The 26206-nt window shown below is 66.2% G+C and carries 20 protein-coding genes, 1 tRNA gene and 1 rRNA gene; 13 read left to right on the top strand and 9 right to left on the bottom strand.

What is annotated here, in order from left to right:
- Positions 1-26: 26 nt before the first annotated feature.
- A 5S ribosomal RNA gene (gene rrf / locus CY652_RS21430) occupies positions 27-139 on the top strand.
- A gap of 160 nt (positions 140-299) precedes the next feature.
- Positions 300-443: a hypothetical protein gene (locus CY652_RS24605; protein ID WP_180970718.1), complete on the top strand. Its 144-nt coding sequence runs from the start codon at positions 300-302 to the stop codon at positions 441-443.
- A gap of 225 nt (positions 444-668) precedes the next feature.
- On the opposite strand, the gene CY652_RS21435 is transcribed toward CY652_RS24605, so the two are convergent.
- The 3 genes from CY652_RS21435 to CY652_RS21445 all read right to left on the bottom strand — a co-directional run bounded on the left by CY652_RS21435 (position 669) and on the right by CY652_RS21445 (position 3346).
- On the bottom strand, positions 669-977 hold the full coding sequence (locus CY652_RS21435; protein ID WP_180970719.1) for a DUF2288 domain-containing protein: 309 nt from the start codon (positions 975-977) through the stop codon (positions 669-671).
- Positions 978-1486: 509 nt separating this feature from the next.
- The gene (locus CY652_RS21440) at positions 1487-2197 is read right to left on the bottom strand and encodes a peptidoglycan DD-metalloendopeptidase family protein (protein WP_102132735.1); all 711 of its coding nucleotides are present in this window, start codon (positions 2195-2197) and stop codon (positions 1487-1489) included.
- A gap of 231 nt (positions 2198-2428) precedes the next feature.
- The gene (locus CY652_RS21445) at positions 2429-3346 is read right to left on the bottom strand and encodes an aldose epimerase family protein (protein ID WP_102132736.1); all 918 of its coding nucleotides are present in this window, start codon (positions 3344-3346) and stop codon (positions 2429-2431) included.
- A 536-nt stretch (positions 3347-3882) separates the two neighbouring features.
- On the opposite strand from CY652_RS21445, the gene CY652_RS21450 reads away from it, so the two are divergent.
- From CY652_RS21450 to CY652_RS21465, 4 genes are all read left to right on the top strand, one after another.
- Positions 3883-4713 carry an undecaprenyl-diphosphate phosphatase gene (locus CY652_RS21450; protein WP_102132762.1) on the top strand — a complete coding sequence of 277 codons (831 nt, stop codon included), beginning with the start codon at positions 3883-3885 and terminating at the stop codon, positions 4711-4713.
- A gap of 154 nt (positions 4714-4867) precedes the next feature.
- A tRNA-Arg gene (locus CY652_RS21455) sits at positions 4868-4944 on the top strand.
- Between the two features lie 316 nt (positions 4945-5260).
- Positions 5261-5575: a hypothetical protein gene (locus CY652_RS21460; protein WP_102132737.1), complete on the top strand. Its 315-nt coding sequence runs from the start codon at positions 5261-5263 to the stop codon at positions 5573-5575.
- 460 nt (positions 5576-6035) lie between these two features.
- Positions 6036-6353 carry an antibiotic biosynthesis monooxygenase family protein gene (locus CY652_RS21465; protein WP_102132738.1) on the top strand — a complete coding sequence of 106 codons (318 nt, stop codon included), beginning with the start codon at positions 6036-6038 and terminating at the stop codon, positions 6351-6353.
- Positions 6354-6607: 254 nt separating this feature from the next.
- Here the strand turns inward: CY652_RS21465 and CY652_RS21470 are convergent, their stop codons facing one another.
- Entirely contained in the window at positions 6608-7429 is an 822-nt protein-coding gene (locus CY652_RS21470; protein WP_102132739.1) for an aldo/keto reductase, read from the bottom strand.
- Positions 7430-7731: 302 nt separating this feature from the next.
- Here CY652_RS21470 and CY652_RS21475 point away from each other — a divergent pair, with 302 nt between their 5' ends.
- The gene (locus tag CY652_RS21475) at positions 7732-8193 is read left to right on the top strand and encodes an NUDIX hydrolase (protein WP_102132740.1); all 462 of its coding nucleotides are present in this window, start codon (positions 7732-7734) and stop codon (positions 8191-8193) included.
- Positions 8194-8220: 27 nt separating this feature from the next.
- On the opposite strand, the gene CY652_RS21480 is transcribed toward CY652_RS21475, so the two are convergent.
- Positions 8221-9930: a glutamine--tRNA ligase/YqeY domain fusion protein gene (locus CY652_RS21480; RefSeq protein ID WP_102132741.1), complete on the bottom strand. Its 1710-nt coding sequence runs from the start codon at positions 9928-9930 to the stop codon at positions 8221-8223.
- A 150-nt stretch (positions 9931-10080) separates the two neighbouring features.
- Between CY652_RS21480 and CY652_RS21485 the strand changes: the two genes are divergently transcribed.
- Positions 10081-10740 (top strand): RBBP9/YdeN family alpha/beta hydrolase, encoded by a 660-nt coding sequence (locus tag CY652_RS21485; protein ID WP_102132742.1) that lies wholly within the window; start codon positions 10081-10083, stop codon positions 10738-10740.
- Positions 10741-10792: 52 nt separating this feature from the next.
- Here the strand turns inward: CY652_RS21485 and CY652_RS21490 are convergent, their stop codons facing one another.
- Positions 10793-12013: a CaiB/BaiF CoA transferase family protein gene (locus CY652_RS21490; protein ID WP_102132743.1), complete on the bottom strand. Its 1221-nt coding sequence runs from the start codon at positions 12011-12013 to the stop codon at positions 10793-10795.
- 377 nt (positions 12014-12390) lie between these two features.
- Here CY652_RS21490 and alaS point away from each other — a divergent pair, with 377 nt between their 5' ends.
- Positions 12391-15015: an alanine--tRNA ligase gene (gene alaS / locus CY652_RS21495; protein ID WP_102132744.1), complete on the top strand. Its 2625-nt coding sequence runs from the start codon at positions 12391-12393 to the stop codon at positions 15013-15015.
- Positions 15016-15246: 231 nt separating this feature from the next.
- The gene (locus CY652_RS21500; RefSeq protein ID WP_102132763.1) at positions 15247-15777 is read left to right on the top strand and encodes an NUDIX domain-containing protein; all 531 of its coding nucleotides are present in this window, start codon (positions 15247-15249) and stop codon (positions 15775-15777) included.
- A 76-nt stretch (positions 15778-15853) separates the two neighbouring features.
- Here the strand turns inward: CY652_RS21500 and CY652_RS21505 are convergent, their stop codons facing one another.
- On the bottom strand, positions 15854-17104 hold the full coding sequence (locus CY652_RS21505) for an MFS transporter (RefSeq protein WP_102132745.1): 1251 nt from the start codon (positions 17102-17104) through the stop codon (positions 15854-15856).
- Positions 17105-17569: 465 nt separating this feature from the next.
- Between CY652_RS21505 and CY652_RS21510 the strand changes: the two genes are divergently transcribed.
- Positions 17570-19270: a methyl-accepting chemotaxis protein gene (locus tag CY652_RS21510; protein ID WP_374703688.1), complete on the top strand. Its 1701-nt coding sequence runs from the start codon at positions 17570-17572 to the stop codon at positions 19268-19270.
- Positions 19271-19397: 127 nt separating this feature from the next.
- Positions 19398-19628, top strand: a complete 231-nt coding sequence (locus CY652_RS21515; protein WP_102132765.1) for a sulfurtransferase TusA family protein — start codon at positions 19398-19400, stop codon at positions 19626-19628.
- Between the two features lie 110 nt (positions 19629-19738).
- Here CY652_RS21515 and galU read toward each other — a convergent pair whose 3' ends face one another.
- Positions 19739-20620, bottom strand: coding sequence for a UTP--glucose-1-phosphate uridylyltransferase GalU (gene galU / locus CY652_RS21520; protein ID WP_102132746.1), 882 nt, complete (start codon positions 20618-20620; stop codon positions 19739-19741).
- 89 nt (positions 20621-20709) lie between these two features.
- Positions 20710-23577, bottom strand: coding sequence for a valine--tRNA ligase (locus tag CY652_RS21525; RefSeq protein ID WP_102132747.1), 2868 nt, complete (start codon positions 23575-23577; stop codon positions 20710-20712).
- A gap of 252 nt (positions 23578-23829) precedes the next feature.
- On the opposite strand from CY652_RS21525, the gene CY652_RS21530 reads away from it, so the two are divergent.
- A complete protein-coding gene (locus CY652_RS21530; protein WP_102132748.1) occupies positions 23830-26190 on the top strand; it encodes a UvrD-helicase domain-containing protein in 2361 nt (786 codons plus the stop codon).
- Positions 26191-26206 lie beyond the last annotated feature (16 nt).

The following is a 26206-nucleotide window of genomic DNA, read 5'->3' on the forward strand; positions in this document are numbered from 1 at the left end:
CTCCTGCGACGCAGCAACCCGTCATGCCTGATGACCATAGCGAGTCGGCCCCACCCCTTCCCATCCCGAACAGGACCGTGAAACGACTCCACGCCGATGATAGTGCGGATCCCCGTGTGAAAGTAGGTAATCGTCAGGCTCCCCTCCTCACCAGACCCCGCCGGCCCTCGCAGGACCGGCGGGGTTTCGTGTTTAAAGGCTCCATGGTTTTGGCACAGGGGACTCAGAGTGAGTCTGCCCCGGTGAATTTAAGAGGAGCGGTTAAATTGACAAAAAATCGCCTTGGGCTCGCGCTAATCATGCTGATCTCGTTGGCCGGCTGCGTTGACAACCCGACCATCAAGTTCCATGGCCCTCCGCCGAAGGATCCGCCCGATTATCACGGCGTGCCGACCGATACCCGGCCACCCATGATGCTCGACGACCAGGCTCCTTCCCAATGATTTCGTGGCTTGTCTTCGGATGATCGCCGTGATCGGAGGAGTAGCCACGGAAAGAGCGTGAGACCCCGACAGGCCATGAAGACGAGCAACGCTGCCCATAGCCCGTGATTGCCGAGGGGGCGACGAGCAGTTGGGGTACTCCCAGAAAAATTACACGGCATGCTGAACAATCCGGCTCGATCGCTCACGCTGCACGCCTGCGCGACGAGCCCAGCGGTACTCATATTAACGGCGTTCCTGCACGCACACCCACGGCGAGACAACGACGGCCCAAAGCTCGGGATTGCGCGTGCCGACATCGGCTGCGGTCTCGGCTTGCATGCGCTGGACATGGCCGGCCGATAGCCATTCGGTGATGCGCCCAGTATCGTCGTTGGCGATGGCCTCGGCGACGCTCACGAGATCCAGGTCGCTCGCAATCCATAGCAGTTTGCCCTGGGCGAAAAAACGCTCGAGATCCTGCCAGTCGATTTTGGCCGTTTCGCCAAGCAACCTGGTGTAGAGGGGGCTGGGGGAGGTGTCGTGAGTCGTCATGATCGTGGGGCGCGTTGCGGTCGATACTATCATCCGATTCCCGGAATTCGTTGTGGGCGATAGCGCAATTGTTTTGCCGACTGCTCGAATCGGGTTATGTTTCGTCAGAAAATAAAAAAGGCATGGCACTTAAATGCGTGGCTATGATCTGATGAAAATATGCCGGCTTAAATCCCTGCGAGAGGGAGGTGTCATTTAAATGCCGGGTCATCGTATTGCGTGAAAATAGGTGTGCGACTTTGGAGCAGGATATTTTAAAACCTGAGGAATGACTTTTTTGGTCAGGTCTGAATTAATAATCAGAAAATAATCTCCCGTAATTCATAATCCGTACGCCGCGTCACATTTTTCAGGAATCGGTCGATTGCACGGATATGAAGCCGTTGCTAGATTTTCATCTGGCGCATGGTGAACGGTCCTTTGCCGATATGCGCCGAAACCCCCGTTAGCCCGGCTTTTCGCCGGGCTTTTTTTATCGGTAATACGATTGCGAAAATCCGGCAAGGCGTCTATCGCGCGGGCAGGTAGCGCAGCGGATCGATGGAGCGGCCCTGATAACGCAGTTCGAAATGCAGCATGACCTGGTCGGCGTCGGTATTGCCCATCTCGGCGACTTTCTGACCCTGCGAGATCCGCTGGCCTTCCTTCACCAATAACGCCTGATTGTGCGCGTAAGCGGTCAGGTAATCCGCATTGTGCTTGATGATCAGCAGATTGCCGTAGCCGCGCAGGCCGTTGCCGGCATAGACGACCGTGCCGCCGGCCGCCGCGACGATTGGCGTGCCTGCGCTGTTGGCGATGTCGATGCCCTTCGAGTTGTTGCCGTCGAACTTGCGGATGACTTTCCCGCTGGTCGGCCAGATGAGCGAGATCGATGCCGCGGGCGCGGGAGGCGGCGCCTCGGGCGCGACACTCGGAGCCGGGCGGGCGACAGGAGCGGGAACCGGGCTGCGCGGCGCGCTGCGTCCCGGGGGGACGGTCACGGTGCCGGCGGGCGGCGCGATGCGCAGCACCTGGCCGACGTCGATCGAATTGGGATTCGACAGATTGTTCCAGCGCGCGATGTTCTGCACGGTTTGATGGTTCTGGTAAGCGATTCGGCTCACCGTATCGCCGCTCTGGACGCGGTAATAGCCGGGGCCGACCGGCGGCAGCCCGCAGGCGGCGAGCAGTGCGACAAGCAACACGCAAATAAGTCGTCTGATTCCCGTTGCCGACATCGAAAAAACCTCGCAGAACGCCGCCAGGAACGGGTGGCCTCGGCGGGCCGCCCGTTCGGGTGGATGGCAAAGCGTACGATTCTAGCGGTTTGTCGCGCCATGCGGCACACGACCGTTTTCGCGGATTGATCTGGCCGTGCTGTGCGACGCCTTTTACGCAGGCGGCAAACGGAGCCTGCGGCGCTGGGCCGGAAGTCGGACGGACTGATTGCGGGGGGCGTGAGTAGTGCGTCAGCGCAACTCGCCGACGCTGATGCGTAGCGCTGCCGTTTCCGATTCGCCGGGGGCGAGCCAGCGCAGGCCGAGGCCGTTGTGAATCGCGTCCGGCAGGCCGAGCCAGGGCTCCACACAATAGAAGTCGGAATCGGGCGCTTCGGTCCAGGTCGTCACCGCATACCAGGGAACCGAGGACGGGCGCGCAAGATCGATCGTGACCGTCCGGTGCAGGCCCGGTGCGACGAGCGTGACGGGTTTTTCTGGCGGGGTTTCTTCGAGGCAATGGAAGCGCTCGACGATGAGCGGATCGTCGAGCGTGTAGCGGGGGGCGCCGGGTTCGGGCGCGCTGATCGCGCCGTCGGGCAACTGATAACGCCGCCGTGTGCGGGGCAACTCGAGCGCGGTCTGGGCGCGCTGGGTATGCGGCAGGGCGAAATAAAAATGATGGCCGGCGTACCAGGGCAGCGGTGCGGTTCCGGTGTTGGTCGTGACGAGCGCGACGTCGAGTATCCGGGAGTCGGCGAGGCGATAGGCCGCCTCGAACCGGAATCCGAACGGATAGCCGCTACGGGTCTCGGGGCTGTCGACGAGCGTCATTCGCAGGCCCCGGCCATCGTCGTCGATGTTCGCTGCAAACGGCAGGTCGCGCGCGAAACCGTGCATCGACAACTCGCGTACGGTGCCCTGCGCGTCGCGCCAGTAGCCGAGCCGGCCGTCGACGCGATGGCGTCCCAGAAACGGGAAAAGCAGCGGATTGCCGCCGCGCACGCGGGCCGGCTGGTTCCAGTTCGCCTGCTCGGGCCAGCGAATGACCGGTTCCTCGTCGATCAGCCAGGACAGCAGCCGTCCCCCGGCCCAGGGGGCGAATTGCAGGACGGAGCGGCCGTCGGCGATGCTGACGAGATCCTGAGGCGGAAGCGTGGACGTGGACATGGTGGATAAGCGGAAGAGTCGTGACGATGCCGGGGACGGAAGGCGCAGCGGGCCTGTCGGCATGCGCCGCGCCGATGGATTGTGCGCTGCTTTCCGGTTCGTGGAAACCCTGCGTCGGGAAAGCGCGGGTGTCGCGAGGAGCCGGTCCGCACGGATAATCGACTGGTCCACGGCATTGAGCGTGGGTGATCTACTGGAGAATCCGTCATGGACCTGGCGATGGCAATGGGCATGGCCGTGTTCGGCATGTTCGCGGGCAGCACCGTGTATTTCTTTTATCGGATCGTGCGTTGAGCATAGGCGTGCGCCTTTTCCGCGCGGCCATTCGGGATTGTCGGCCGCGTCGAAATCGCGGTAGCCGCGGTTCTCGCGCGCGACGGTTCCTGATCGTCGAGAGTGTTGCGATGCGGTAAATTTTTTGACAAAACGGTTCGAATGCTTGGCGTTGACCCAATGCCCAGGCATAATCGGTGCGCTCCCACGCACCGGCTCCGCGAGGCTCCGGCGCAATGTTCAATCATGACGAGGATCCGCGCGTGAGTCTCTGGTTTCTGCTGTTTCTGAGTGTGCTGCAGGGCGTCACCGAGCTTTTCCCGGTCAGCAGTCTGGGGCACACGCTGCTCGTGCCGGCATTGTTCGGCATGCATATCGACCAGCACGCGCCGCAACTGCTGCCGTTTCTCGTGGCGCTGCACCTCGGCACGGCGATTGCCCTGCTCTGGTATTTCCGCACGCGCTGGATCGCGGTCATTGGCGGGTTCTTCGGCTCGCTCGTCGGGCGGCGCAGCGAGGACGGCCACATGGCATGGGCGCTCATCATCGGCACGATTCCGGCCGGCGTGGTCGGCGTCGTGCTCGAAAAGCACCTCGAACGGATTTTTCACGACCTGCGCATCGTCGCGATCGCGTTGATCGTCAACGGCGTGCTGCTGTGGTTCGGCGACCGTCTGCAACGTGTCCGGGCGTATCGCACGCCGGAGAATCTGACGTTCAGGCAGGCTTTTCTGGTCGGCCTCGCGCAGATCGGCGCGCTGATTCCGGGTTTTTCCCGCAGCGGGCTGACGATGATTGCCGGCAACGCGGCGGGAATGACCACCGAAAAGGCGGCCGAATTCTCGTTTCTGCTTGGCACGCCGATCATTTTCGCGGCCGGCGTGCTCGAATTGCCCAAGCTGCTCCATGCCCCGGGCGAGCTCGGCACCGCGGTGCTCGGCGGGGTGCTGACGGGCATCGCGGCCTGGCTGAGCGTACGGTTCCTGATGCGCTATTTCGAGGGACGCGGGCGGCTCGCCTCATTCGGCGTTTATTGCGTGATCGCGGGCGCGATCTGCCTCGGCTGGTTCATGCTGCATCCACAGCCGGCGTGACCGGCCTGGGCGGGGCGGTCCACAGGGGGCACGGTATAATTGTGCATTCCCGTCGTGCGACAGCCTGCCTCGCGGTTCGCGGCGCGCAAGCGTTTCATGGCGGACGGTTTCGGTCCCTGCAATATGCACGCGGCAATCAGCCGCCCGCATCAATACGGCAGTAGCTCAGCTGGATAGAGCATCGGCCTTCTAAGCCGAGGGTGGGGGGTTCGAGTCCCTCCTGCCGTACCAGATCTTCTCGCGAAATCAATCGTCTACGCCACTTCTAACTCGGCGATGTGTGCCGGGAATAGAGCCGTAATCACAAGCTGATGTTACGGCGTGGCTAATCCAAACTCGGTCCTCCGGCTTTACGGGCTGCACGCACGCATTATCCCGAAGTCATTTCGTCATTCCCTTGTTGGTCGTCTTGAAAGACGCGGGTAGCCGCGCAGAAATATCCCTCACTCCCCGTTACGATGCTTCCTTCGACGTTAACGGATCGAGGCAAGGTCTCTGATGTACAACACGCTTTATGTCCCACTCAAGTTCTTCGGCTGGGCAATGCATGTTGATGACGGCCAATCGGTACCGTGATTACTTCTGGGAGAAAATCAGGGGTGTACCTCGGCAGAAGCACCGTGAGATCGCGAAGGATGAGGAGCGACAGCGCTGTGAAGACCGGCGAGACTTCGCTATGTATTACGAGCTTCGTTTCGAGTTTCGCTCATTGATCCGGTCGGAACTGGATGACGTTCTGTCCTTCATGCGCGATGAAATGCGCCTGTCGCAATGGGATATGCCGACCGATAACGATGGAATCAGGCGCGTCTTTCTGCGGGCGATGGATGATGGCACAGCTTGTGCCGATCGTTATGCGTAACGGTTGGTTCAGTGCGGTCGAGCGGCGCCACGAAGCCAGCGTGCGCAGGCGTTCGAATGCATGCCGGACGCGGCGGGGGATGCCGCAAAGGACCAGGCCGTTAATGATCGTGGACGCATGTATGCGTGCGACATCATCTCGGCAGAATGTAAGGGTTCTGTGCCACTTGAGTTCCCGGGCTAATAACTGAATCGACGCTCAATGAGATCAGGGCGATGCGCAAGACGAGGCGAACGATGCCCAGGCAGCTTGACGATGGGCGATTCAAGAAATAGGCAGGCGCCAAAGCATGCGTTCTGTTCGCCCCGGGAAGGTGCGCGTGTTTCCCAGGCAGTTCACCGCACGCCCGGCAAGTAAACTACGTGTGGTAAAGGTACAGCGTGGTTGCGCATGATGCCGGTTGTGTCGCCTGGCAGGCCGTCTGCCTTGGGGCACGCGTTTTCCTCAAAGGAGTCAGCCCATGTACATCGCCATGAACCGTTTCAAGGTCGCGTCCGGTTCCGAGGCCGCGTTCGAGCAGGTCTGGAGCAATCGGGACACGCATCTGCACGAGGTTCCCGGCTTCGTCGAATTTCATCTGTTGCGCGGCCCTCAGCGCGACGATTACGTCCTCTACGCCAGCCATACGGTATGGGCCAGCCGGGCGGCCTTCGAGCAATGGACGCAATCCGAAGCCTTCCGCGCTGCACATCGCAACGCCGGCGACGGCAGCGTGCGCCCGCTTTACCTCGGGCATCCGGAATTCGAGGGGTTCGAGGTCATCCAGACCGTCAAATAGGGAGGAGGCCGAGGCGGCCCTATCCGATTTCGTCCGTCCGCGCGGACGCTGCCCATAGCGCCGTCCCCCGGCGCTATGGGCACGGAAGTATCTGATGCGCAGCATACGGGAAGCTGGCGAAGCAGCCGCACGGCAAGTCGGCTTCGAGTTCCGGCGCGCGCCAGACTTCGGTTTCGGTCCGGGTTCGCGATGTGATCGTGCGTCGTGCCGTGCCGTTGCGCGCGCCGTCATTCGAAGTGCCGTCTACCCGGCGATCAGGCGTCCCATTGCGGCGCGAACGGCGGGTTCACGAAGCGCTGGTCCTTGGGCAGCGCGGCAATGGCCGCGCGATCCTCGTCGTCGAGACGGATCGACTGGGCGTCGAAGTTCGACTGTTGGCTTTCGCGTCGCTGCGCCTTCGGGATGGCCAGCACGCCGTCCTGGTCGAGCAGCCAGGCGATGGCGATCTGCGCGGCTGTGGCGCCGTGCTTCTCGCCGATTTTCGCGAGCGTGGGGTGGCTGGCCGCGCGTCCCTGCGCGAGCGGCGAGTAGGCGACGAGCGGAATGCCCTTGCCGCGCAGGTAGTCGAGCATCGGGCGCTGCGAGAGGAACGGGTGATACTCGATCTGATGGCAGGCAATGGGCGCGCCGATCGCTTCGACGGCCGTCCTCAGCAGCGTCATGTTGAAATTGCAGACGCCGATCGCGCGCACGAGGCCCCGCTCGCGCAGCGATTCGAGGGTTTCGAGCGCGGCGGCGAGCTTCATGTCGCGGCCGGGCCAGTGGATCATATACAGGTCGACGAAATCGAGCCGCAGCTTTCGGAGGCTGTCGTCGAGCGCGCGGCGGATCGCGTCGGGCGCGAGGTTCTCGTGCCAGACCTTGGTGGTGACGTGCAGCTCGGCGCGGGCGAGGCCCGACGCGGCGATCGCGGCGCCGACGCCTTCTTCGTTCTGGTACATCTGCGCCGTGTCGATGTGCCGGTAGCCGATGTCGAGCGCGCTTTCGACGACGGGCTGGCAATCCATGCCCGGCATGCGGAACGTGCCGAAGCCGAGGCGCGGAATGACGAGTCCCTGCGTGCCGATCGATTCCATCGTGTTCTCTCTCCTGATCAGGGCCGGGCTCGCGCGGGCGGTTGCCGGCCGTCGGGTTGGTGGTGGGCTCCAATGTTCCACGGCGCCACGGCCGGATAAAGTAGGCTTACGGCAATTCAGTTGTGAATAAAATTACGACTGGCCGGATCGGATGGGCTTAGCGCCCGGCGCATTTCGCGCGGGCGGCAATCAGGGAGGATATACCGGATGTCGATGTCGTTCGGAACCCGCTTTCGCCGGGGTGCCCGGCTTGTCGTCGCGATGAAGCGGTTCAGCGCGGCGGGCGAGGCCGGAGACGGCGCGTGAACGGGGCGTCGATCGAGAAAACCGTGTCGTGCGGCGTCGTGCTGCTCGATCCCGACGGACGTGCGCTGCTGGCGCACGCGACGGGCACCGATCACTGGGACATTCCGAAAGGGCAGGGCGAAATCGGCGAAACGGAAGTTGAGGCCGCGCTGCGCGAGATGGTCGAGGAGACGGGTTTCGTGCTCGCCCCCTCGCGGCTCAGGGAGCTGGGCCGGTTCGCCTATCGCCGCGACAAGGACCTGCATCTGTTCGCCGCTCGCGCTCATGCCGGCGAGCTGGATCTGTCGCGCTGCGTCTGCACTTCGCTTTTCCCTCGCCGCGGAGACGGCGTGATGATCCCCGAAATGGATGCCTACCGCTGGACGGCGCCGGGCGAGATCGACCGGTACGCGAGCCGTAGTCTCGCCCGGCTGTTCCGGACCGCGCTTTCGCTGACGGAACTGCATCGGACGCTGTAGACGCCGCCCCGGCGGGCGAGGCCGCGCTCAGGCGGGCTTGCCCCAGCTATCGCGCAGCGACACGATGCGGTTGAACACCGGCCGGCCCGGCTGCGAATCGACACGGTCGGCGACGAAGTAGCCGTGCCGCTCGAACTGGTAACGGGCTTCCGGCTCGGCGTCGCGCGTGCCCGGTTCGAGGAACGCCTGCACGACGCGCTTCGAATCGGGGTTCAGCGCCTCGAGGAAGTTGCGGCCGCCGGCATCCGGCTGCGGTTCGCGGAACAGGCGGTCGTAGAGCCGCACCTCGGCCGGCAGCGCATGCGTCGTGCTGACCCAGTGAATGTTGCCCTTCACCTTGTAGTTGTCCGCGCCCGGCGTGCCTGACTTGCTGTCCGGATAGTAGTTGCAGTGCACGGCCGTCACGTTGCCGTGCTCGTCCTTGTCGGCGCCCGTGCATTCGATCACGTAGCCGTAGCGCAGCCGCACCCGGTTGCCGGGGAACAGCCGGAAATAGCCCTTCGGCGGCGTCTCGTTGAAATCCTCGCGCTCGATCCAGAGCTCGCGCGAGATCGGGAACGTCCGCGTGCCGCGCTCGGGGTGATGCGGGTGGACTGGGGCGCTGCACGTTTCGGTCTGGCCTTCGGGGAAGTTGTCGATGACCAGTTTGAGCGGATCGAGCACGGCGATCGCGCGTGGCGCCTTCGCGTCGAGATCGTCGCGCAGCGCGCCCTCGAACACGCTCATGTCGATCCACGAATCGACCTTGGTGATGCCGACGCGCTCGCAGAAGAGCTGGATGCTCTCCGGCGTGAAGCCGCGCCGCCGCATGCCGACGATGGTCGGCATGCGCGGGTCGTCCCAGCCGTCCACGTGGCCCTCGGTGACGAGCTGCAGCAGTTTGCGCTTGCTCGTGATCGCGTAGGTGAGGTTCAGGCGCGAGAACTCGATTTGCTGCGGCAGCGGCCGCGCGAACACGCCCGCGTCGGCGAGCTCGCCGAGCACCCAGTCGTAGAGCGGCCGGTGGTCTTCGAACTCGAGCGTGCAGAGCGAGTGCGTGATGTTTTCGAGCGCGTCCGAAATGCAGTGCGTGTAGTCGTACATCGGATACACGCACCATGTGTCGCCGGTGCGGTAGTGATGCGCGAAGCGGATCCGGTAGATGACCGGATCGCGCATGTTGATGTTCGGCGAGGCCATGTCGATCTTCGCGCGCAGCACGTGCTGCCCCTCGGCGAACTCGCCGGCCTTCATGCGGCGGAACAGGTCGAGGTTTTCTTCGGGCGTGCGCTCGCGGTACGGCGAAGGCTTGCCGGGCTCGGTCAGCGAGCCGCGGTTCGCGCGCATCTCGTCGGCCGACTGGCTGTCCACGTAGGCCTTGCCGCGCGTAATCAGCAACTCGGCGAATGCGTAGAGTTTGTCGTAGTAGTCGCTCGCGTAGTAGCGATGCTCGGCGCCGTCCTTGCTCCAGTCGAAGCCGAGCCACTTCACCGCGTCGACGATCGACTCGACGTACTCGACGCTCTCCTTTTCCGGGTTCGTGTCGTCGAAGCGCAGGTGGCAAACGCCGCCGTAGTGCTTCGCGATGCCGAAATTCAGGCAGATGCTCTTCGCGTGGCCGATGTGCAGGTAGCCGTTCGGCTCGGGCGGAAAGCGCGTTTCCACGCGCGCGCCCCACTTGCCGGAGCGGTTGTCGTCGTCGATGATGTTGCGGATGAAATTGGATGCCGCGGGCGCGTCGTTGCGTTCGGTATTCATGCCATGCGAAAAGGGGGAGGTCGTTCGCGGCCGGGCGCGCTGCGCGCCCGGCTGTGTGTGACTTCCATTCTACCTGACGAGGCTCGCGCCGCGGCAGCCCTTCCGGGGCGCCGCCGGCGGCCCGTCCGGATTCTTCGGGCAAGGACTCCGATGATCGAACACAAGGTGCTGGTGGTGCCGGGCTATCTGAATTCCGGCGAGGGGCACTGGCAGACGCGCTGGGAGGCGGCACATCCGGGTTTTGCGCGGGTACGGATGCCCGATTGGGCGCATCCCGATTGCGACGCCTGGTGCGAGGCGCTCGACGCAGCCGTGGCGGCGGCCGGCGCGCCGGTGCTGCTCGCCGCGCACAGTCTCGGGTGCCTGACGATCGCGTGCTGGGCCGCGCGGCGCGCGGCAAGTCGGGCGACGCCGGGTCCGGCGTCCGCGCCGGAAGCTGCCGCCGCGGCCAATGCCGTGGCGGGGCGGGAGGAGGCGAGCCGACAATTCGCCGGCGCCGGAGGGGCGGCCCGGCCCGCCGTGGCGCGCGTCGTCGGCGCGCTGCTCGTGGCCGTGCCCGATCCCGACGGTCCGCAGTTTCCGCGCACGGCGTCGGGTTTCGAGCCGATTCCGCTCGAGCCGTTGCCGTTTCCGGGTCTCGTCGTGGCGAGCAGCGACGACCCCTACGGCAGCGTGCCGTTCTCGCAGCGTTGCGCCGAGGCGTGGGGCAGCCGCTGGGTCGGCCTCGGCGCGCGCGGGCACATCAACGCGCAAAGCGGCCTCGGCGACTGGCCGGAGGGCCTCGAATGGCTGGCCTCGCTGGCCCGCTGATCCCCGCGTTTTCCGGGTTCGCGCTTTTCCGGTTCCGGGTGCCCCCGGACCGTCAGATCACGCGCTGCCCGCGTAGCGCCGCGATGCGTCCGGCGTCGTAGCCGAGCACGTCGCGCAGCACCGCGTCGGTGTGCTGGCCGAGCGTCGGCGGCGGGCGATCCACGGCCGGCGGCGTCTCGCTCATGCGCACCGGGTTGCGTACGAGCCTGACCGCGCCGCTCGAAGGATGCGGCAACTCGACCTCCATCCCGCGGGCGACCACCTGCTCGTCGTCGAACACCTCGGCCAGGTCGTTGATCGGTCCGCACGGCACGCCGGCCGCCTCGAGCGCGGCGATCCATGCCTGCTTGCCGCGCGCGCGGACCATGTCCGCGAGAATCGGCACGAGCACGTCGCGGTGGCGCACGCGAGCGGGGTTGGTCGCGAACCGTGCGTCGTCGGCGAGCTCCGGTCGCCCGCCCGTCTCGACGAACTTGCGGAACTGGCCGTCGTTGCCGACCGCGACGATGATCCAGCCGTCGCTCGTCTGGAAGGTCTGGTACGGCACGATGTTCGGATGAGCGTTGCCCCAGCGAGCGGGCGGCTGGCCGCTTGCGAGGAAGTTGGCGCCGGCGTTCGCGAGCATCGCCACCTGCACGTCGAAGAGCGCCATGTCGACGTATTGGCCGACGCCCGTGCGGTCCCGATGCGCGAGCGCGGCGAGGACGGCGACGGTCGCGTACATGCCCGTCATGAGGTCGGTGATCGCGACGCCGGCCTTCTGCGGCCCGCCGCCCGGCAGGCCGTCGCGCTCGCCGGTGAGGCTCATGAAGCCGCCCATGCCCTGCACGATGAAGTCGTAGCCCGCGCGCGACGCGTAGGGCCCCGTCTGCCCGAAGCCCGTGACCGAGCAGTAGACGAGGTCCGGCTTCACCGCGCGCAGCGATTCGTAGTCGAGGCCGTACTTCTTCAACTGGCCGGCCTTGTAGTTCTCGAGCACCACGTCGCTGCGCGCGGCGAGTTCGCGCACGATGCGCTGGCCCTCGGGCGAGGCGATGTCGACGGTGATCGAGCGTTTGTTGCGGTTCGCCGAGAGATAGTAGGCGGCCTCGCGCGTGTCGGCGCCGTCCGGCGTCTTCAGGTACGGAGGCCCCCAGGCGCGCGTGTCGTCGCCCGCGCCGGGCCGCTCCACCTTGATGACGTCGGCGCCGAAGTCGGCGAGCGTTTGCGCGCACCACGGGCCCGCGAGCACGCGGGTCAGGTCCAGCACGCGGAGATGGCTGAGAGCGCCCATTGGCAGATTGTCCGTGTCTCTTGTTGATGTCGGGGGCCGCGCAATGCCGTCGGGGCAGGCACCGGCCGCTTGCCGTGCCCACATCTTAAGCGATCCGCGCACGCGAACCGGGGCGTGCGGGCAGGCCTGTGGCTACAGAGCCCGCTGCGCCGGGCGCGGGAGGGTTTGCCGGCGGCCCGCGAGCCCGCGGCCGGCACCCCGCGAGCGGGCGTCGATCCCGTATAATCAGCCGGTTGGACATCGGCCGATCGACTGGGTCGGGCCGTGTCCAGATCGGACAACCCGGCCGCGGGTTCGCCGCGCTCCCCGTGCGCAGCCCGCCGGCCACGAGGCCGGACCGGCCACAGATTCAAGCAAGAGACCGCCCCCAGCACGCCATGAAAGCCGCCGAAATCCGCGAGAAATTCCTCAAGTTCTTCGAATCGAAGGGCCATACGATCGTCCGTTCGTCGAGCCTCGTGCCCGGCAACGATCCGACGCTGCTCTTCACCAATTCGGGGATGGTGCAGTTCAAGGACGTGTTCCTCGGCGCGGAAACGCGGCCCTACAGGCGCGCCACGACGGCGCAGCGCAGCGTGCGCGCGGGCGGCAAGCACAATGACCTCGAGAACGTCGGCTACACCGCGCGGCACCACACGTTCTTCGAGATGCTCGGTAACTTTTCGTTCGGTGACTACTTCAAGCGCGACGCGATCCGCTACGCGTGGGAGCTGCTCACGAGCGTCTACGGGTTGCCGAAGGACAAGCTCTGGGTGACCGTCTACCAGGACGACGACGAGGCCTACGATATCTGGGCGAAGGAAGTGGGCGTGCCGACGGAGCGGATCATCCGCATCGGCGACAACAAGGGCGCGCGCTACGCGTCGGACAACTTCTGGCAGATGGCCGACACCGGCCCGTGCGGCCCGTGCTCGGAAATCTTCTACGACCACGGTCCCGAGGTTTGGGGCGGCCCGCCGGGCTCGCCCGAGGAAGACGGCGACCGCTACATCGAGATCTGGAATCTCGTGTTCATGCAGTTCAACCGCGACGCGCAGGGCAACATGACGCCGCTGCCCAAGCCCTGCGTCGACACGGGCATGGGCCTCGAGCGCATCGCCGCCGTGCTCCAGCACGTGCACAGCAACTACGAGATCGACCTGTTCCAGGCGCTCATCGCCGCGGCCGGGCGCGAGACCGGCGTGGCCGACCTCGCGAACAACTCGCTGAAGGTGATCGCCGACCACATCCGCGCCTGCTCGTTCCTGATCGTCGACGGCGTGATTCCGGGCAACGAGGGGCGCGGCTACGTGCTGCGCCGGATCGTGCGCCGCGCGATCCGCCACGGCTACAAGCTCGGCCGCAAGCACGCGTTCTTCCACAAGCTCGTCGCGGACCTCGTCGCGCAGATGGGCGGCGCCTATCCGGAACTGGCCGAGGCGCAGGCCCGCGTGACCGACGTGCTGCGCCAGGAAGAAGAGCGCTTCTTCGAGACCATCGAGCACGGCATGTCGATTCTCGAGGCCGAGCTGGCCGACCTCGACAAGCGGGGCGGCAAGGTGCTCGACGGCGAGCTCGCGTTCAAGCTGCACGACACCTACGGCTTCCCGCTCGACCTGACGGCCGACGTTTGCCGCGAGCGCGGCGTCACCGTCGACGAGCCGGCGTTCGACGAGGCGATGGCGCGCCAGCGCGAGCAGGCGCGCGCGGCCGGCAAGTTCAGGATGGCCCAGGGGCTCGAGTACTCGGGCGCGAAGACGACGTTCCACGGCTACGACGAAAGCGTGCTCGACGACGCGAAGGTCGTCGCGCTCTACGTGGACGGCTCGGCGGTCGGCGAAGTGAAGACGGGCCAGCAGGCCGTCGTCGTGCTCGACCACACGCCGTTCTACGCGGAGTCGGGCGGTCAGATCGGCGATCAGGGCGTGCTCGCCAACGCGAGCGTGCGCTTTGCCGTCGTCGACACTCAGAAGGTGCAGGCCGACGTGACGGGCCATCACGGTCTGCTCGAGCAGGGCACGCTCAGGGTGGGCGACGTCGTGAAGGCCGAGATCGACGCGGTGCGCCGCGCGCGCACGGCGCGCAACCACTCGGCGACCCACCTGATGCACAAGGCGCTGCGCGAGGTGCTCGGCGCACACGTGCAGCAGAAGGGTTCGCTCGTCGACGCGGAGAAGACCCGCTTCGACTTCGCCCACAACGCGCCGATGACCGACGACGAAATCCGCCGCGTCGAGGCCATCGTGAACGCCGAGGTGTTCGCGAACGCGCCGGGCATCGTGCGGGTGATGCCTTACGACGAGGCCGTCAAGGGTGGCGCGATGGCGCTCTTCGGCGAGAAGTACGGCGACGAGGTGCGCGTGCTCGATCTCGGCTTCTCGCGTGAACTGTGCGGCGGCACGCACGTGCAGCGTACGGGCGACATCGGCTTCTTCAAGATCGTGATGGAAGGCGGCGTGGCCGCGGGCATCCGGCGCGTCGAGGCGATCACGGGCGACAACGCCGTGCGCTACGTGCAGGAACTCGACGCGCGCGTGAACGCGGCGGCCGCGGCGCTGAAGGCGCAGCCGTCCGAGCTCACGCAGCGCATCGCGCAGGTTCAGGACCAGGTGAAGTCGCTCGAGAAGGAGCTTTCCGCGCTGAAGTCGAAGCTCGCGTCGAGCCAGGGCGACGAGCTGGCCGGCCAGGCGGTCGAAGTCGGCGGCGTGCAGGTGCTGGCGGCGACGCTCGACGGCGCGGACGTGAAGACGCTGCGCGAGACCGTCGACAAGCTCAAGGACAAACTCAAGAGCGCGGCCATCGTGCTCGCGTCGGTGGAGGGCGGCAAGGTCAGCCTGATCGCCGGCGTGACGCCCGAGGCCAGCCGCAAGGTGAAGGCGGGCGAGCTCGTCAACTTCGTCGCGCAGCAGGTGGGCGGCAAGGGCGGCGGCCGTCCGGACATGGCGCAGGCGGGCGGCACCGAGCCCGCCGCGTTGCCGGCGGCGCTTGCCGGCGTGAAGGGCTGGGTCGAAGCGCGACTCTGACGACGATGGATCGTCCGGTCTGGCCGGACGCCTGCTCCGCAGCGGCGCCGGCGACGAGACCAGGATAGGGAAGGGCCGCCCCGCCGGGCGGCCCTTCTTTCATGCGGAGTGTTCGCCCGCGTTCCGGCGCGGCACGCCGTGATCGAGCACGCTCTAGAATACCGGCTCGGCCGTGTGCCGCGCATCGCGGCGCGCCGGTACGGGCAATGCGAGACGAGACAACAGGACCCCATGACCGACTATCGATTCTGTCCCCGCTGCGCGTCGACGCTCGTCGAGCGCGCCGATCCCGAGCACGAAGGCGGCCGGCTGCGTCAGGCCTGTCCCGACGCGGCATGCGGCTACGTGCACTGGAACAACCCGGCGCCCGTCGTGGCCGCGATCGTCGAATACGAAGGGCGCATCCTGCTCGCGCGCAACGCGGCTTGGCAGGAAGGCGTGTTCGCGCTGATCACCGGGTTTCTCGAGAACGGCGAAACGCCCGAGGAAGGCATCGCGCGCGAGGTGCTCGAGGAGACCGCGCTTCACGCCGACAGCGTGGAGCTGATCGGCGTCTACGAGTTCATCCGCAAGAACGAGCTCATCATCGCTTACCACGTGAAGGCGCACGGCACGATCGCGCTGTCGCCCGAACTGCTCGAATACCGGCTCGTCGAGCCGGCGAAGCTGCGCCCGTGGAAGGCGGGCACCGGGCAGGCGCTCGGGGAGTGGATGCGGCGGCGCGGCCTGCCGTTCGAGTTCGTCGAGCGGCCGGGACAGTAGCGCTGGCCGGGCACGCTCCCCGGAAGCAGGATGCGGGGTCGAGCGGAGCGCTGCCTCGTGGCCGCCCGATGGCCGTTCAATGCGCCGCGGCCTTGCGGCGCCGCTTGCCCTCGACGTCGGGCAGAAACACGGTGAGCACGCCGATCAGCGGCAGGAACGAGCAGACCTTGTAGACGTAGTCGATGCTGGTCGCATCCGCGAGCTGGCCGAGCACGGCCGCGCCGATCCCGCCGAGCCCGAACGCGAAGCCGAAGAAGAGCCCCGCCACCATCCCGACCTTGCCCGGAATCAGCTCCTGCGCGTAGACGAGAATTGCCGAGAAGGCCGAGGCCAACACGAGGCCGATCACGACGCTCAGCGCGTCGGTCCAGAACAGGTTCGCGTAGGGCAGCAGCAGCGTGAACGGCGCGACGCCGAGAATCGATGCCCAGATCACGTACTTGCGGCCGATCCGGTCGCCGACCGGCCCGCCGACGATCGTGCCGGCCGCGACGGCCGCGAGGAACACGAACAGATGCACCTGCGCGGATTGCACGCTCAGGTGGAAGCGGTCGATCAGATAGAACGTGAAATAGCTGTTGATGCTCGCGAGGTAAAAATACTTCGAGAACACGAGCAGCACGAGCACGCCCATCGCGGCCATGACGCGGTTGCGCGGCAGGCCGGAGGCCGGCGCCGCGCCGCGCGCTTTCTTCGTCGCCGGATGCCGCTGATACCAGCGGCCGATCTGCGCGAGCACGACGATCGCGACGAGGGCCGCCGCCGAGAACCACGCGATGCTGTGCTGGCCGTGCGGAATGATGATCGCGGCCGCGAGCAGCGGCCCGAGCGACGAGCCGGCGTTGCCGCCCACCTGAAACAGCGATTGCGCGAGTCCGTGCTGGCCGCCCGAGGCCATGCGCGCGACGCGCGACGATTCCGGATGGAACACCGACGAGCCGCAGCCGACGAGCGCCGCCGCCACGAGCAGCAGCGCGAAGGTCGGCGCGACCGACATCAGCAGCAATCCGCACAGCGTGAAGCCCATGCCGATGGGCAGCGACCACGGCATCGGCCGCCGGTCGGTATAGGTGCCGACGAGCGGCTGCAGCATCGACGCCGTGATCTGGTAGGTCAATGTGATCAGCCCGATCTGGGCGAAGGACAGCGCGAAGTTGTCCTTGAGCATCGGATAGATCGCCAGAATCAGCGACTGGATCATGTCGTTGAGCAGATGCGAGAAGCTGATGGCGCCGAGCACGGAGTAGACCGTTTGCTGCGTTCGGGGCGAAAGTGGCGCGGATGTCGTCGCGCCGGGGACGGCGCGCTTGTCGAGGCTCGTTTGCATGGTGAGGGGGCCCGGTGTCTCCTGCCGAGGCGAGCAGAAAGGTTGGAAATAACGCTGTAATGAATTCGTCGCAGAAATGCAGTGTAGTGTGTCTGTGCTGAGTTGTAAGGACATCTTTTGTCGAAATCCGGACATCGCCGCGAGCGGCTGGACGGACCGGATTGCGCGGTATTTATCCGACTTTTGCCCGACTTTCGACACCGCGTTTTTGGCACTGTATTTTTTCTCCATGCAGAAAACGTATTGCCGGAATGCGTCGGCCGGACGTGCATGAAGCGGTAGGCAGGAAAGCCCGGACGAAGGAGGGCATGCGGGCGGCCGCATGGGCGCTGCGGCGGCGCGGGGCGGCACGCCGTGGCGCGCTAAAGGTTCGCGGGGGTTTTGCCGTAGATTCCGGTGAGAAGGAAAAGTCGCGCTGGAGCACGAGTCCGGACGCGTCAGACCACATATAAGTGAGGCACGCTCATGAATACAGTATCGCAGGCACATCCGCATACCAGCTTCCTGCCTGACGACGAGCCCGCGGCGGGGGCGGCGGCGAATCCGGACGAGACGCAACAGGACACGTCCGCCTCGCGTTCGCGCGAGGGCATGGGCCTGTCGGTCAAGGCCACCTTGCGCCTCGCTTTCGCCCTCGTGCTGATCGGCACGCTGGCCATTGGCGCGCTCTCGCTCACGCAGATCCGGCGTCTGAACGCGTCGGCGCAGAGCATCTACGATCAGGGCAGCGTGGCGAGCGTCGCGGCCGAAGAGGTGCGCGGCCACCTGCTGCGCGCGAGCCGCTCGCAAAAGATGCTGCTCACGGCCACGACGGCCAACGAGCGCACCGAACTCGGCAACGACATCGACAAGGACCTGGGCGCGCTGAACGCCGAGCTGTCGACGCTGCAACGCTATTCGGCCCAGTCGGGCAGCGCGGCGCTCGCGCAGCACAAGCAGCTCTCCGACGCGGTCGCGACCTGGGCTGACCATCTGCACACGTTCGTCAAGCTCGTGCAGGCGCAGTCGCTCGACCTCTCGCAGATGAACTGGCAGGTCGGGATGCAGGACGTCTCGCTGCTCGTCGAGACCGAAAAGCTCGAGCAGCTCGTCGACCAGATCGTGGCGCAGCGGGCCACGGCGGCCAAGGCGACCGTCACGACGGCTTCGTCCATTTTCCAGTCCTCGTTCCTGATGATCGCCGGCATCACCATCGCGCTGCTCGTGATCGCGGTCGCGGTGAGCGAGTGGGTGGTCTGGCGCCTCGCGCGTCAGCTCGGCGGCGAGCCGGCGCATGCGAAGGCGATCGCGGGCCGCATCGCCTCGGGCGACCTCACGCACCCGGTCGAACTGCGCGCGGGCGACACGTCGAGCATGCTGAGCGCGCTGCGCGACATGCAGCTCGGCCTTTCCTCGACCGTCAGCGAAATCGCCGCGAGCGCGGAGGCGATCGCGTCCGCCTCGGGCGAGATTTCGGCCGGCAACCGCGACCTCTCGCGCCGTACCGAGGATCAGTCGGTCGCGCTCGAGCGCACGGCGAGCAGCATGGAAGAACTCACCTCGACCGTGCGGCAGAACGCCGACAACGCGAAGCAGGCCAGCACGCTCGCGAACAACGCGTCCGAGATCGCGGAGAAGGGCGGCGAGGTGGTCGGCCGCGTGGTCTCGACGATGGGCGAGATCAGCGACAGCGCGAAGAGCATCGCCGACATCACGGGCGTGATCGAGGGCATCGCGTTCCAGACCAACATCCTCGCGCTGAACGCGGCCGTCGAGGCGGCGCGCGCCGGCGAGGAAGGGCGCGGCTTCTCGGTGGTGGCGGGCGAGGTGCGCAACCTGGCGCAGCGCAGCGCCGCGGCGGCCAAGGAAATCAAGGCGCTCATCGCGGCGTCCGTCGAGCGCGTCGAGAACGGCTCGACGCTCGCGCAGGACGCGGGCCAGACGATGGACGAGGTCGTGAAGGCGGTCAAGCGCGTGACCGACATCATCGGCGAGATTTCGGCGGCGTCGGCCGAGCAGAGCGCGGGCATCGAGGAGATCAACCGCGCCGTCACGCAGATGGACGCCGGCACGCAGCAGAACGCCGCGCTCGTCGAGGAGGCGACGGCGGCCGCGCAATCGCTCGACGACCAGGCGCACGTGCTCAAGCGGCTCGTCGGCAAGTTCCAGCTCGGCAGCGGCTATTGACCGATCCTCGTCGACGTGCCGGACCGGCGGCCGTGAGCGCGCGCCGCGCGTGCGGTAGAATGGGCTTCGTTGCGAGCGCCGCAATGCGTTGCGGCGCGCCATTCCCGAAGGTCCATCGTCAATGCAGATCCAGGTTCACAAGGAAGTGGATGCGCGCGGGCTGAGTTGCCCGCTGCCCATCCTGCGTGCCAAGAAGGCGCTCGCCGACATGGCGAGCGGTCAGATTCTCAGGGTGCTCGCCACCGATCCGGGTTCGCAGCGCGATTTCGCCGCGTTCGCGAAGCAGACCGGCAACGAGATCGTGGAGAGCGGCGTGCAGCAGGACAAGACGTTCGTCTTCCTGATGCGGCGGCGCTGACCGTTTCTCCCGATTTTTCCGGACAGGACGAAACGGAACGGCCCGCCGATGCGGGCCGTTCCGTTTTTCGAGGCCGGGCAGAACGACGACCGGCCTTGCGCGACGCCAGGTCAGCTCGCCATGACCGGCGAGCGCGTACGCAGATACTCGTCGAACTCGGCGCTGACTTCGGCATGGCGCAGCGCGAACTCGACGGTCGCCTTCAGGTAGCCGAGTTTGCTGCCGCAGTCGAAGCGCGTGCCGTGGTACTTGTAGGCCAGCACCTGCTCGTCGGCCAGCAGGGACTGGATCGCGTCGGTGAGCTGCAGTTCGCCGCCCGCGCCGGGCTTGAGTTGGCGCAGATGCTCGAAAATGCGCGGCTTGAGCACGTAGCGTCCGACCACGCCGAGGTTCGACGGCGCGTTCTCGGGCGCGGGCTTCTCGACGATGCCCGAAAGCTTGACGATCGAGTCCTCCCATTCCTTGCCGTCCACGATGCCGTACGACTTCGTGTCCGACGGCGGGATTTCCTCCACGCCGATCACTGAGCTGTGATAGTGATCGAACACCTCGACCATCTGCTGCATGACGGGTGGTTTGCCGTAGAGCAGGTCGTCGGCGAGGATCACGGCGAACGGATGGTCGCCGACCAGCTTCTCGGCGCAGAGCACCGCGTGGCCGAGGCCGAGCGCCTGAGGCTGGCGCACGTAGAAGCAGTCGACGTGGCTCGGCTTGATGCCGCGCACGAGCTCGAGCAACTGTGTCTTGCCGCGTGCTTCGAGCTCGGCTTCGACTTCGTAGGATTTGTCGAAATGGTCCTCGATTGCGCGCTTGCTGCGTCCCGTCACGAAGATCATTTCGGTGATGCCCGCCGCGATCGCCTCTTCCACCGCGTACTGGATCAGCGGCTTGTCGACGATCGGCAGCATCTCTTTCGGGCTGGCCTTGGTGGCGGGGAGAAAGCGCGTACCGAGACCCGCTACCGGAAATACTGCTTTTGTGACTTTTAGCATGTCTTCACCCTGATCCTCGTGAGCGGGTCGTGCACCAGTCCATGCACGGCCCGCGACGGCAACGGCGGCAAGTTTTCCCGCACCGGCCTTCAGGCCGGCAACCGCGCGAGCTGCGCGGTCAGCTTGCCGAGCGTGGCCCGGTATTCTGCCAGCCTGCGCTGTTCCTGCTCAACGACGGCGGGCGGAGCCTTGGCGACGAAGCTGTCATTGCCCAGCTTCGCATTGCATTTCGAGACCTCGGCGGTGAGCCGGGCGATTTCCTTCGAGAGTCGCTCGCGTTCGGCCGCGACGTCGATCTCGACCTTCAGCACGAGCTTGTTCGTGCCGACGATGGCGACGGGCGCGCCGTCGGCCTTGCCGTCGAGCGTCGCCTCGTCGGCGATGACCTGCACGTCCGAAAGTCGCGCGAGCGCCTGAACGTAGGGCGCGAACGCCAGGAGGCGCGCGGCGTCGCCGGTGGCGAGAAGCGGCACTTTCGTCGCCGGCGACAGGTTCATCTCGCCGCGCAGATTGCGGCAGGCGTCGACGATCGCCTTCAGGTCGGCCACCCATCGTTCGGCCGATTCGTCGAGCTTCGAGGGTTCGGCGACGGGGTAGCGCTGGACCATGATCGACGCCTCGCCCGGCTTCGTGTCCTGCGGATAGCGGTCCGACAACGGCGCGACGTGCTGCCAGAGCGCTTCGGTGATGAACGGAATGATTGGATGGGCAAGCCGCAATACGGTCTCGAGCACCCGCAGCAACGTGCGTCGCGTTGCCCGTTGCTGCTCCGGCGTACCGCTCTGGAGCTGGACTTTCGCGAGTTCGAGATACCAGTCACAGTACTCGTCCCAGACGAATTTGTATACAGCGTTGGCGACGTTGTCGAAGCGGTAGTCGGCGAAACCCTTCGCCACTTCGGCCTCGGTGCGCTGCAACAGCGAGACGATCCAGCGGTCCGCCTGCGAGAAGTCCGTGTAGCCGCCGGGGCCGCAATCGCCGGGCTGGCAGGCCCCCGGCTTGCTGAAGCCGCAGTCCTCGCCCTCGCAGTTCATCAGCACGAAGCGCGTCGCGTTCCAGAGCTTGTTGCAGAAGTTGCGGTAGCCCTCGCAGCGTGCGAGATCGAAGTTGACGTTGCGCCCGAGCGTCGCCATCGAGGCCATCGTGAAGCGCAGCGCGTCGGTGCCGAACGACGGAATGCCGTCGGGGAATTCCTTGCGCGTTTTCTTCTCGATCGAGGCGGCCTGCTTCGGGTTCATGAGGCCCGTGGTGCGCTTGGCGACGAGCGCCTCGAGGTCGATGCCGTCGACGATGTCGATCGGGTCGAGCGTGTTGCCCTTGCTCTTCGACATCTTCTGGCCCTCGGCGTCGCGCACGAGGCCGTGCATGTAGACCGTTTCGAACGGCACCTTGCCCGTGAAGTGCGTGGTCATCATGACCATCCGCGCGACCCAGAAGAAGATGATGTCGAAGCCGGTCACGAGCACCGACGAGGGCAGGAAGTGGCGCAGCTCGGGCGTGTCCTGCGGCCAGCCGAGCGAGGAGAACGGCGCGAGCGCCGACGAGAACCACGTGTCGAGCACGTCCTCGTCGCGTTTCAGCGTGCCCTCGTAGCCGGCGGCGTCGGCCTTCGCGCGCGCCGCTTCCTCGCTTCTCGCGACGAAGATCTCGCCTTTTTCGCCGTACCACGCGGGAATCTGGTGGCCCCACCAGAGCTGGCGCGAGATGCACCAGTCCTGGATGTTTTCGAGCCACTGGTAGTAGGTCGTCGTCCAGTTCTCGGGCACGAATTGGATCTGGCCGTTCCTGACGACGTCGAGCGCGGTTTCGGCGATCGACTTGCCCGGATTGAACGTGCCCTCGGGCGCCGGCTTGCTCATCGCGACGAACCACTGGTCGGTCAGCATCGGCTCGATCACGACGCCGGTGCGGTCGCCGCGCGGCACCATCAGCTTGTGCGGCTGCACCGATTCGAGCAGGCCGAGCGCCTCGAGGTCGGCGACGATCTGCCTGCGCGCCTCGAACCGGTCGAGACCGCGATATTTCTCGGGCGCGTTTTCGTTGATCTTCGCGTCGAGCGTGAGGATTTCGATCTGCGGCAGGCCGTGGCGCTGGCCGACCTGGTAGTCGTTGAAGTCGTGCGCGGGCGTCACCTTCACGACGCCGGTGCCGAACTCGCGGTCGACGTAGTCGTCGGCGATGATCGGGATCTCCCGGTTCACGAGCGGCAGCACGACGGTTTTACCGATCAGGCGAGCATAGCGCTCGTCCTCGGGATGCACCATCACGGCGACGTCGCCGAGCATCGTCTCGGGCCGCGTCGTCGCGACGCTCAGGTGGCCCGAGCCGTCGGCAAGCGGATAGCGGATGTGCCAGAGATGACCGTTTTCCTCCTCGCTCGCGACTTCGAGGTCGGAGACGGCCGTGAGCAGCACGGGGTCCCAGTTGACGAGCCGCTTGCCGCGATAGACGAGGCCCTGCTCGTAAAGGCGCACGAACACCTCGCGCACGGCGGCCGACATCTTGTCGTCCATCGTGAAGTATTCGCGCGACCAGTCGATCGAGGCGCCGAGCCGGCGCACCTGGCCCGTGATCGTCGAGCCCGACTGCTGCTTCCATTCCCACACGCGCTCGACGAACTTCTCGCGGCCGAGGTCGTGGCGCGAGACTTTCTGCGCGTCGAGCTGGCGTTCGACGACGATCTGCGTGGCGATGCCCGCGTGGTCGGTGCCGGGCACCCAGAGCGTGTTGTCGCCGAGCATCCGGTGATAGCGGGTGAGGCCGTCCATGATCGTCTGGTTGAACGCGTGCCCCATGTGCAGCGTGCCGGTGACGTTGGGCGGCGGCAACTGGATCGAGAAATTGTTGCGCCCGGGCGTGAAGGTCGCGGCCGCGTAGCCGCGACGCTCCCATTCGGGGCCCCATTGGGCCTCGATCGTCTGGGGCTCGAAGCTCTTCGCTAGCGTGCTGTCGCTCATGAATGAAATAGCCGAAAAATGCGTGGAACGAGGGCGGAAACCTTGAATTATAAGGGGATGAGCCGCGCGTGACGCTCCATGTACCGTTTGCGAACCCATTTTGCAGCTTTTCCCGCCGCCGCGACCGCTCGCTGGCCGGGGCCGCGACTGCCGCGGGCGGCGGCCGACCTTCGGCGGCCCTGCGACTTATAATGTCGCGCACGAACCGCCATCGACCGCGCGTCGCGCGCCCTCCGACTCCCGCCGCATTCCATGCCCGATCTGCTCGCGAACCTGAACGCCGAACAACTCGCCGCCGTCACGTTGCCCAACGAGCCGGCGCTCATCCTGGCCGGGGCCGGCAGCGGCAAGACGCGCGTGCTGATCACGCGCATCGCGTGGCTGATCCGGCAGCGGCTCGCCTCGCCGGCCACCGTGCTCGCCGTCACGTTCACGAACAAGGCCGCGCGCGAGATGATGACGCGCCTCTCGGCGCTGTTGCCGATCGACACGCGCGGCATGTGGATCGGCACGTTCCACGGCCTGTGCAACCGCATGCTGCGTGCCCATTACCGCGACGCGGGGCTGCCCTCGACGTTCCAGATTCTCGACACCGCCGACCAGCTCTCGGCGATCAAGCGGCTCATGAAGGGGCTGAACGTCGACGACGAGAAGTATCCGCCGAAGAATCTCCAGTACTTCATCAACAACGCGAAGGAGCAGGGGCTGCGTCCGAAGGACGTGGACGTGACGGACAACTTCAACCGCAAGTTCGTCGAGCTCTACGAAGTCTACGAGCAGCAGTGCCAGCGCGAGGGCGTCGTCGACTTCGCCGAATTGCTGCTGCGCTGCTACGAGCTGCTCGCGCACAATCCGCCGCTGCGCGCGCACTACCAGGCGCGCTTTCGCGACATTCTCGTGGACGAGTTCCAGGACACCAACCGGCTGCAGTACGCGTGGCTCAAGATGCTGGCCGGCCCGGGCAACGCGATCTTCGCGGTCGGCGACGACGACCAGTCGATCTACGCGTTTCGCGGCGCGAACGTCGGCAACATGCGCGACTTCGAGGAGGAGTTCCGCGTCCGGCATCTGATCAAGCTCGAGCAGAACTACCGCTCGCACGGCTACATTCTCGACGCGGCCAACCAGCTCATCGAGCACAACACGCACCGGCTCGGCAAGAACCTGCGCACGGACGCGGGCCACGGCGAACCCGTGCGCGTCTACGAGGCCGCGACCGACGCCCAGGAGGCCGGCTGGATCGTCGAGGAGATCCGCGCGCTCATCAACACGGGCTTCGCGCGCCACGAGGTCGCCGTGCTTTACCGCAGCAACGCGCAGTCGCGCACGCTCGAGCACACGCTCGTCAACGCGGGCATTCCGTACCGCGTGTACGGCGGGCTGCGCTTTTTCGAGCGTCAGGAAATCAAGCATGCGCTCGCCTACCTGCGCCTGATCGACAATCCGAACGACGACACGGCGTTCGTGCGCGTCGTCAACTTCCCGGCGCGCGGCATCGGCGCCCGCTCGCTCGAGCAACTGGCCGACGCGGCGCGGCAGTACGACTGCCCGATGGCGGCGGCGATTCCCTACGTGGCCGGCAAGGCCGGTTCGAGCCTCGCGGCGTTCGCGAACCTGGTCGCGAAGATGCGCGCGGAGACGCAGCAGATGAGCCTGCCCGAGACGGTCGAATACACGGTGCGCATGAGCGGCCTCGCCGATTTCTATCAGGCCGAACGCGAGGGGCAGGACCGGCTCGAGAATCTGCAGGAACTCGTCAATGCGGCGACGGCGTTCGTCAGCGAGGAGGGCTACGGGCTCGATACGCCGGCGCGCTCGATTCCGCTGCGCCCCGGCGCGAGCGCCGCGCCGGAGATCGTGGACGACGCGGGCGAGGTCGTCGAGGTGTTCGACGCGCCCGGCATCACGGACCCTGCGCAGAACCCGGACCTGATGACGCCGCTGGCCGGTTTCCTCTCGCACGCCTCGCTGGAGGCGGGCGACAACCAGGCGCAGGCGGGCCAGGACGCCGTGCAGCTCATGACCGTGCACGCGGCCAAGGGGCTCGAATTCACGGCGGTGTTCATCACGGGGCTCGAGGAAGGGCTTTTCCCGCACGAGAACAGCGCGATGGAGTCCGACGGGCTCGAGGAGGAGCGCCGGCTCATGTACGTCGCGATCACGCGCGCGCGCGAGCGGCTTTACCTCTCGTTCGCGCAGAGCCGGCTGCTGCACGGGCAGACGCGCTACAACGTGCGCTCGCGCTTTTTCGACGAACTGCCGCAGGAAGCGCTCAAGTGGCTCACACCGAAAGTCGAGGCCGGTTCGCGCTGGGGCGGCCGGGCCGGCCTCGGCGACAACGCGGGCTGGGGCCGCGACTGGTTCGCGCGGCCCGACCGGCGCGACGCCTACGTGGAGGCGGCGGCGCCGCTGCCCGCGTTCGCCGACGAGCAGCGCGCCGCGCAGACGGGCTTTCGCGTCGGCCAGCAGGTGTTCCACACGAAATTCGGCGAGGGTACGATTACGGCGCTCGAAGGCGACGGGGCCGACGCGAAGGCGCAGGTCCGCTTCAAGCGCCACGGCGAGAAATGGCTCGCGCTCGCCGTAGCAAAGCTCCAGGCCGTCGAATCGTAATGCTTTTCCTTACCCG

Source organism: Burkholderia sp. WAC0059 (assembly GCF_002870125.1).
GTDB lineage: Bacteria > Pseudomonadota > Gammaproteobacteria > Burkholderiales > Burkholderiaceae > Paraburkholderia.

Coding starts and splice junctions, on each gene's coding strand:
- CY652_RS21500 (WP_102132763.1), top strand. CDS start 15,247: ATGACCGACTATCGATTCTGTCCCCGCTGCGCGTCGACGCTCGTCGAG.
- CY652_RS21530 (WP_102132748.1), top strand. CDS start 23,830: ATGCCCGATCTGCTCGCGAACCTGAACGCCGAACAACTCGCCGCCGTC.
- CY652_RS21465 (WP_102132738.1), top strand. CDS start 6,036: ATGTACATCGCCATGAACCGTTTCAAGGTCGCGTCCGGTTCCGAGGCC.
- CY652_RS21445 (WP_102132736.1), bottom strand. CDS start 3,346: ATGTCCACGTCCACGCTTCCGCCTCAGGATCTCGTCAGCATCGCCGAC.
- galU (WP_102132746.1), bottom strand. CDS start 20,620: ATGCTAAAAGTCACAAAAGCAGTATTTCCGGTAGCGGGTCTCGGTACG.
- CY652_RS21525 (WP_102132747.1), bottom strand. CDS start 23,577: ATGAGCGACAGCACGCTAGCGAAGAGCTTCGAGCCCCAGACGATCGAG.
- CY652_RS21440 (WP_102132735.1), bottom strand. CDS start 2,197: ATGTCGGCAACGGGAATCAGACGACTTATTTGCGTGTTGCTTGTCGCA.
- CY652_RS21510 (WP_374703688.1), top strand. CDS start 17,570: ATGAATACAGTATCGCAGGCACATCCGCATACCAGCTTCCTGCCTGAC.
- CY652_RS21470 (WP_102132739.1), bottom strand. CDS start 7,429: ATGGAATCGATCGGCACGCAGGGACTCGTCATTCCGCGCCTCGGCTTC.
- CY652_RS21490 (WP_102132743.1), bottom strand. CDS start 12,013: ATGGGCGCTCTCAGCCATCTCCGCGTGCTGGACCTGACCCGCGTGCTC.
- CY652_RS21505 (WP_102132745.1), bottom strand. CDS start 17,104: ATGCAAACGAGCCTCGACAAGCGCGCCGTCCCCGGCGCGACGACATCC.
- CY652_RS21460 (WP_102132737.1), top strand. CDS start 5,261: ATGTTGATGACGGCCAATCGGTACCGTGATTACTTCTGGGAGAAAATC.
- CY652_RS21485 (WP_102132742.1), top strand. CDS start 10,081: ATGATCGAACACAAGGTGCTGGTGGTGCCGGGCTATCTGAATTCCGGC.
- alaS (WP_102132744.1), top strand. CDS start 12,391: ATGAAAGCCGCCGAAATCCGCGAGAAATTCCTCAAGTTCTTCGAATCG.
- CY652_RS24605 (WP_180970718.1), top strand. CDS start 300: ATGCTGATCTCGTTGGCCGGCTGCGTTGACAACCCGACCATCAAGTTC.
- CY652_RS21435 (WP_180970719.1), bottom strand. CDS start 977: ATGACGACTCACGACACCTCCCCCAGCCCCCTCTACACCAGGTTGCTT.
- CY652_RS21480 (WP_102132741.1), bottom strand. CDS start 9,930: ATGAATACCGAACGCAACGACGCGCCCGCGGCATCCAATTTCATCCGC.